The organism is Vallitalea longa (genome assembly GCF_027923465.1).
Lineage (GTDB): Bacteria > Bacillota > Clostridia > Lachnospirales > Vallitaleaceae > Vallitalea > Vallitalea longa.
The window spans coordinates 1-1,801 of the sequence record NZ_BRLB01000041.1 but is presented as its reverse complement, the minus strand read 5'-3'; the positions used below and the strand labels follow the sequence as shown (position 1 = coordinate 1,801).

Genomic DNA, 1,801 nt, shown 5'->3' with positions numbered 1-1,801 from the left:
TATGATTGATTTATGATAATGTCTTAGTGTACCACAATTGATTATGTCCTATTTATTAATTATGGTATATAATAAAACCTCATGTATTTTAAAGACAGAGGTGATTATCATTAGAAAGGTAAACTTAAACATGACAGAACAATATAAATATGAAGTTATTAAAAAATTAGTTGAAACTAACGGGAATAAGGATAATGCCGCTCTGAAACTAAGCTGTACTAGACGACATATAAATCGTTTGATCAAAGGTTATTTAAACCAAGGAAAGACTTTTTTTGTTCATGGTAATCGTGGTCGCAAACCATCACATACAATAGAAAGCAATATTAAAGAAAATATCATAGATCTTCATCGAACAAAATATTTTGGCACCAACTTCACTCATTATTGTGAGTTGCTAGAAGAGCATGAAAATATTAATGTTTCTGTAAGTACTATATATAACATTCTTATGTCTGAAGGGATGCTTTCACCTAAAGCTAGACGTCTCACTAAAAAGAAAATGCGTTCTAAGCTGAAAGAACAAAGAAAAGCTACTAAATCAAAGAAAGAGGTTGCTAAACTTACAGAAAATATAGTCGCCCTTGAAGATGCTCATCCTCGTAGACCACGTTGTGCTTTTTTTGGTGAGATGATTCAAATGGATGCTTCCATACACAATTGGTTTGGGGATAAAAAAACTCATCTACATATTGCTGTTGATGATGCTACAGGAGCTATTGTTGGCGCATATTTTGATAAACAAGAAACTTTGAAAGGCTACTATAATGTTTTCCATCAAATTTTAAATGATCATGGTATTCCCTATATGTTTTATACTGATAGACGTACTGTTTTTGAATATAAGCAAAAAAAATCTTCTTCTCTTGAAAAGGATACTTTTACTCAGTTTGGTTATGCTTGTAAACAGTTGGGGGTTGAAATTAGAACAACCAGCAATCCGCAAGCCAAAGGTCGCGTAGAACGAATGTTCCAAACATTACAATCGCGCCTACCAATCGAATTAAGATTAGCAAGCGCAACAACCATAGAACAAGCAAATATATTTTTGGACTCCTACATACAAAAATATAATGCTAAGTTTGCTCTGCCCATTAATAATATCAAATCTGTTTTTGAAAAACAACCAGATATTGAAAAAATTAACCTTACTCTTGCAGTTCTTGTAGACCGTAAAATTGATAATGGTCACTGTATCCGATTAAACAAAAAGTATTATAAGCCTATAGATTCTAACGGTTACCCTGTTTATTACCATAAAGGAACACAGGCTCTAGTTATTAAATCATTTGATGAACAACTATTTACTAGCATAGGAGAAAAAGTATACTCTCTAGACGAAATACCAGAACATGAATATACATCAAGAAATTTTCATTTCCCTAAAAGCACTGTGAAACCTCGTAAAAGATATATTCCGCCAATGTCTCATCCGTGGAAAAAGAGTATTTTTACTAAGTTTGTTAAAAAACAAAAACATTATTATGAACAATCATTTGATTCTGCAATGCATTCTCAAGCTTTGACAAGCATAGCTAGATAAAATTCCATAAAAATAGCTTTTATGCCGCGAAAGCCTATTTATAATGAGAAAATGGCATGTTATGCTTTTTGCAAGGCATCCCATCAATACACTTGCTATGCTACAAACAGGTTAGGGGATGCTTCTGATGCATAAAACCATGCCATTAGAGGCTCGTTGTAAATAGGACCGTGGAATAAATGCGGAAGTTATTAAAGCACCAAAATAATCGGTGCTCATATTTTAAAAATTTCGAGACATTTTCAAAAATGCTTGACA

At 32.6% G+C, this 1,801-nt stretch carries 1 protein-coding gene; it reads left to right on the top strand.

From position 1 onward, the window contains the following. Positions 1-130 precede the first annotated feature (130 nt). Positions 131-1,543 carry an ISNCY family transposase gene (locus tag QMG30_RS24695; protein ID WP_281819896.1) on the top strand — a complete coding sequence of 471 codons (1,413 nt, stop codon included), beginning with the start codon at positions 131-133 and terminating at the stop codon, positions 1,541-1,543. The last annotated feature ends 258 nt before the right edge of the window (positions 1,544-1,801 follow it).